We start from the raw sequence: 5353 nt of genomic DNA on the forward strand, positions 1-5353 counted from the left end.
CATCGGCACCAAGACCGACACGCCGATCGCCAGAATCCCGCAGGCGGTCTCGGTCGTGACGCAAAAGCAGATCGAGGACCAGAAGCCGCGTACGCTGAACGACGCGCTGGGCTATACGGCCAGCGCCAATCCGAACAGCTTCGGTTTCGACACGCGCTATGACGCCTTCTTCCTGCGCGGTTTCCAGGCCTTCTACAACGGCATGTTCCGCGACGGGCTGCGCCAGTACAACGGCCCTTCCGCCTGGTTCAAGACAGAACCTTACGGCATCGAGGGCGTCACCATCCTGAAGGGACCGGCCTCCTCGCTTTACGGCGTCAGCGGTCCGGGCGGCATCGTCAACGTCGTCACCAAGCGGCCCAAGGACGAGCCATTCCATGAAATCGAGCTGCTGGCCGGCGAACATAACCGCTTCCAGGCCGCGCTCGATGCTTCCGGGCCGGTCAATGACGACGGCAGCATCCTCTACCGCTTCACCAGCCTCGGCCGCCTGAGCGAGACCGGGCTGCCCGATTATCCCGACGACAAGCTCTATCTGGCGCCGGCCGTCACCTTCAAGCCGGACGAGGACACCAGGCTCACCATCCTCGGCGAATATTCGAAGTCCGTCACCGGCGGCACCGCGGCCTTCTACAACTCCGCCTATGGCGCGCTGTCGAACGTCTATGAAGGCGATCCGGCCTGGAACGATTTCACCCAGGACCAGGGACGCATCGGCTACGAGTTCGAGCACCGCTTCAACGACTGGCTGACTGTACGCCAGAACCTGCGTTACAACGCCGTCGACTCGGACATCGAATATAGCGGCCATTACTCGATCGGCGCAGATCAGCCGCTTGAGCGCTACTGGGGCCATTACACCGAGGCGATGAAGAACTTCGTCGTCGACAACATGGCCCAGCTTGAATTCGACACCGGTCCGGTCAAGCACACCGCGATTGTCGGCATCGACTACGCCTGGTCGGACTATGACGCTGGCAGCGGGCTCTCCTATGTCTCGGTCGAGGACATCAAGGCCGCCCCCGTCCCGCATTCTGGCGGGCAGGAGATGAACCAGCTCGGCGTCTACCTGCACGACCAAATGGAGTGGAACGATTTCACCCTGTTCACCAGCGGCCGCTACGACTGGGTCGACACAACCTCCACGGCCGCCGATTTCAGCCAGTCGAAGCAGAAGGACAGCGCCTTCTCGGGCCGCGTCGGCCTGTCCTACCGGACCGAATGGGGCATCGTTCCCTACATCAACTATTCGACCTCGTTCTCGCCCAACATCGGCTTCGTCTATGACGACATTACGAGTTCCGTCGGCCGCGTCGCCCGCCCCACCATCGCCACGCAGAAGGAGATCGGCGTCAAATACGAGATCCCCGACCGCAACGCGACCGTCAGCGCCGCGCTGTTCGACATCGACCAGAAGGACGGCGTCGTCTTCGACGCCTCGACTGGCATCAACAAGCAGCGCCAGCTCGACCTAAACTCGCGCGGCGTCGAACTGGAGGCCAATGCCTCGCTTGACAATGGCTTCAGCGTCATCGCCTCCTACACCTATCTGCGTGTGAAGATCGAACGCGGCGCCGAAGGCACCGACGGCAAGGAGCTGTCGGCGACGCCGAATCACATCCTCTCGCTCTGGGGCCACTACCAATTCGAGAACGGCACGCTTGGAGGGCTTGGGCTCGGCGCCGGTGTGCGCTTCGCCGGCGCCAGCTACGGCGACGACACCAACACGTTCAAGAACGACGCGCGCGCCTTCGTCGACGCCTCGCTGTCCTACGATTTCGGCTATCGCAACCCGAAGCTCGAAGGGGTGAAGCTGCAGATCAACGCCAAGAACCTGCTTGACAACCAGCAGACGATCTGCTCGGCCGGTTATTGCTACCGCGACGAGGGCCGCTCGCTGTTCGGCAGCCTGCGCTATCGTTTCTGATGTCAGTCTCCGCCTCGAACCGGGCCGCCTCGTCGCCGGCTGCCATCGTCGCGGCGATCGGCGGCCTCTATGTGGCCCAGAGCGTGATCGGTGGCATCACCTGGACGGGTCTCCCGGCCGTGATGCGCGATCAGGGCCTGCCGCTCGACCGTATCGGCCTGCTCACCCTGATCGCCCTGCCGTGGGCGCTGAAATTCCTGTGGTCGCCGGCAGTGGAGCGCTACCGGCTTCCGCTGTCGGGACGGGACCGAACCGGCGCGATCGTCCTCATCGGTGGCCTGGTCTCCATCGCCGGAATGCTGGCTGTCGCGCAACTCGGCCCGGCCGCTTTCTGGCCCGTGGTCGCCTGCCTGACGGTGGTTGCCTTTGCAGCCGCGACGGTCGACATCGCCTGCGACGGTTTTGCGGTGCAGAACCTTGCCGGCAAGAATCTCGGCTGGGGTAATGCGGCCCAGGTCGGCGGCGCCTATCTCGGCTCGGCGATCGGCGGCGGCCTGTTCCTCTTCCTTGTCGATTCCCAGGGCTGGCGTCCGGCGGTGTCGGCCATGGCCTCGCTGCTGGTGCTGCTCGGCCTGCCCTTCCTGCTCGGCGTCGCTGGCCGGCCGCACGAGGAAGTTCGCGACCACGTGCCCTCGCTCGGCATGGCGTTGCGGCGTCCGCAGATACAACGCGGCCTGGTGGCGTCGGCGATCTACGTTCTGGCGCAGAAGGCGGCGCTGGCGATGCTCGGCCCGTTTCTCGTCGATGCCGGGCTCAGCCTTTCCACCATCGGCCTGGTCAACGGCGCCGGCAGCATGATCCTCGGCGTCGCGGCCGCCCTTGCCGGCGGCGCGCTCGTCCGATGGTTGGGCACGCGCAGCGTGCTTGTGCTCGCGCTCGTCTTGCAGGCTGGATCGCTGTTCGTCCTCGCCGCCTTCGCGCTTTCGGGCGTTTTCCCGGCGGGCCCGCTGGCAGCCGTCGCAATGCTGAGTTCCTCCGGCATCATGGCGCTCGGCTTCGTCGCGCTTTATGCGCAGTTCATGCGCTGGTCGGACCCGAGGCAGGCGGGCGTCGATTTCACGCTTTTCCAGTGCATGGACGCATTGGTCAGCATGGCGGGCGGCATCCTGGCCGGCTATGCGGCGCAGCATCTCGGCTATGGTGCGCTGTTTGCCGGAGCGGGCGTGGTCGCGCTGCTGGCAGCGCCGGCGATCGCCATGGTCAGCGACCGCGACTGAGACGAGACGGCGCTATTCCTCGCCGGCCCCGTCCTCGCCTCGCACGCCGCGGCGCCAATAGGCGGTGACCAGATGCCGGTCGCGCTGCAAGCCCCATTCCTTGCGTGCTATCCGGCGGATCTCGCGGAAGTCGGCGAACTCGCATCCCGCCCAGACATAGAGATCGTCAGGGCATGGCAGCCGAGCGCATTCGCGCAATGCCTGCGGAAGCAGGCCGGCGCGGCCTGCTTCGCGGCCATGCCGGTAGAGCCAACGGACGGCGATGTTCTCGCCCGCCGCCAACGCCACTCGGTCTTGCGGACCATCGACCTCGATGAAGGCCTCGGCGCGGGCGGACGGCGCCAGCTCTTCCAGCATCCGGCCGATCGCCGGAAGCGCGGTATCGTCGCCCAGAAGAAGCAGGTTGGACGCCTCGGCCAAACCGCCACCGCCGGGGCCGATCATGCCGATGATGTCGCCGACCCGCGCATTCTGCGCGAAAGTCGCTGCCGGCGTCTCGGTGCCCGGATGCAGCACGAAGTCGATGTCGAGCCAGCCCTCGGCCACGTCCAGCGAGCGGATCGTATAGACCCGGATGGTCAGCGCATCCTCGCCCGATGGCCAGACGATAAGGCCGTCGGCGCCCATGGTCGGCCAGACCGCCTGCCGCCCGGCCGGCGGCAGCAGAAGGCGGACATGAAATCCGCCATGAGCGAAGCGGCCGAGGTCGCGGCCGGAGAAGCGCAGGCGCTGCATATGCGGCGACAATTTCGTCGAGGACAGCACCGTTATTTCGCGGAAGAACACCGGCGTTCCAGCGTCCGTGCCGTCGCCATGCCAGCGCAATCCTTCGGTCGTGCTGAGATGCGCGGCGATATGGCCGGCAAAGATCATCTTCATATAGGAGAGGCAGGTCTCGTCCTCCGCCGCGACACGGACCAGCACGCCGTGATCGTCGAACGATGCGTTCAACGAGCCGTAATGCATACGGAATTCCCATCGGCCGGCATCGCCGGTGTCGATCTCATGGTCGCTATGCTCGGCGCGCAGCCTGTCCATCACCGCGCGAATGTCATCGTTTTGGATACGAGTTTGCGCGCTCAAGAGCTTCATCGCCGGGCCTTTCGATGTCGTCATGGGCACCGGCATGCCACAGCGTCGGCGGCTTTGCCACTAAAACATGATCATTAAAGTCATATTTTGTGTCGACTTGCGGAAAGACCAGCCTGCTGTCCGGTTTCAGCTGATGACCAGGCTTGCGATCCGGTCGCCGTCCAGCGTGAAGGCCATGTCGCCCTCGCCGTTGAAGCCATTGCCCGTCACGGCGACACGAGCATGGTAGACGCCGTCGCGCTGCGCGATGCGGACGATGCGAAGATTGGACTGCACGCCGATATTGTCCGATCGGTTCCACCGCGCGACCCCGTCGCGGCCATGGAAATCGCGACCCCAGTCGCTCAGGAAAGCGTCGTCAGTGAATGTACCGAGAAAGGCCGCGCTATCGCCGGCGTTGGTGGCTTCGACAAAGCGGCGGATCGGATCGGGCGTGGTCATCAATCCAGCCTGTGCATCAGATCGTCATCCAGCCAGCGGCCGAAGAAATAGACCAGTTGCTTGTGCCACCATGGCCAGTCGTGACTGACGTCGCCGCCCCAATAGTCGACCCAGGCGGGAATGGATTTGTCGCGCAGCACCTGCTCAAGCTCGCGCGTCTCGACCAGCATGCGCTCTTCCCAGGCGCCCTGCCCGCAGCAGAAGATCAGCCTGAGCGCCCTCAGCCGCCCGAGCAGCTTCTGGTCGACGATGCCCGGCAGATAGTCCAGTGGCGAGTTGAAATAGATGTTGCCTTCCAGCGCCCGGCCGAAAAAGTCGCGGGCCGAATAGACGCCGGACAGCGAGATCACGCCGCTTGCCAGTTCCGGGAACCGGAACACGAAATTCGACGAATGATAGCCGCCCATCGAGCAGCCGCAGAACAATGGCTTCAAGGGGCGGCCGCCATTAGATTTGGCGGCGACCGCCTGCAGCTCCGGCAGCGCCTCTTCGCGCACATAGCGGAAATATGCCTCGTGCCGCGCGATGCGATGCGCCGCGTCGGCATGCCTGTTGAAGAAGGATTCCGAATCGATGCCGTCCAGCGTGAAGAGCTGGATGCGGCCGGTGTCGATGAACTCGGCAAGCGCGCCAACCCCGCCGGAATCCTCGAATTGGTAGAAGCGTCCTTGCGAGG

Annotated in this window: 5 protein-coding genes; 2 read left to right on the top strand and 3 right to left on the bottom strand. The window is 64.7% G+C overall.

The features are described 5' to 3' along the window. Positions 1-1927, top strand: a 1927-nt coding sequence (locus EOA28_RS23815; protein WP_128315337.1) for a TonB-dependent siderophore receptor, incomplete at its 5' end; no start/stop codon positions are given. After that, positions 1927-3144, top strand: coding sequence for an MFS transporter (locus tag EOA28_RS23820; RefSeq protein WP_127252494.1), 1218 nt, complete (start codon positions 1927-1929; stop codon positions 3142-3144). The genes EOA28_RS23815 and EOA28_RS23820, both read left to right, overlap by 1 nt. Positions 3145-3156: 12 nt before the next feature. Here the strand turns inward: EOA28_RS23820 and EOA28_RS23825 are convergent, their stop codons facing one another. From EOA28_RS23825 to EOA28_RS23835, 3 genes are all read right to left on the bottom strand, one after another. Further along, the gene (locus EOA28_RS23825; protein WP_245463354.1) at positions 3157-4260 is read right to left on the bottom strand and encodes a siderophore-interacting protein; all 1104 of its coding nucleotides are present in this window, start codon (positions 4258-4260) and stop codon (positions 3157-3159) included. Between the two features lie 102 nt (positions 4261-4362). Then, positions 4363-4677 carry a nuclear transport factor 2 family protein gene (locus EOA28_RS23830; RefSeq protein WP_127252493.1) on the bottom strand — a complete coding sequence of 105 codons (315 nt, stop codon included), beginning with the start codon at positions 4675-4677 and terminating at the stop codon, positions 4363-4365. Beyond that, on the bottom strand, positions 4677-5353 hold a 677-nt coding region (locus tag EOA28_RS23835), incomplete at its 5' end, for an alpha/beta hydrolase-fold protein (RefSeq protein WP_128315338.1). The genes EOA28_RS23830 and EOA28_RS23835, both read right to left, overlap by 1 nt.

The organism is Mesorhizobium sp. M2A.F.Ca.ET.067.02.1.1, assembly GCF_004023285.1.
GTDB lineage: Bacteria > Pseudomonadota > Alphaproteobacteria > Rhizobiales > Rhizobiaceae > Mesorhizobium.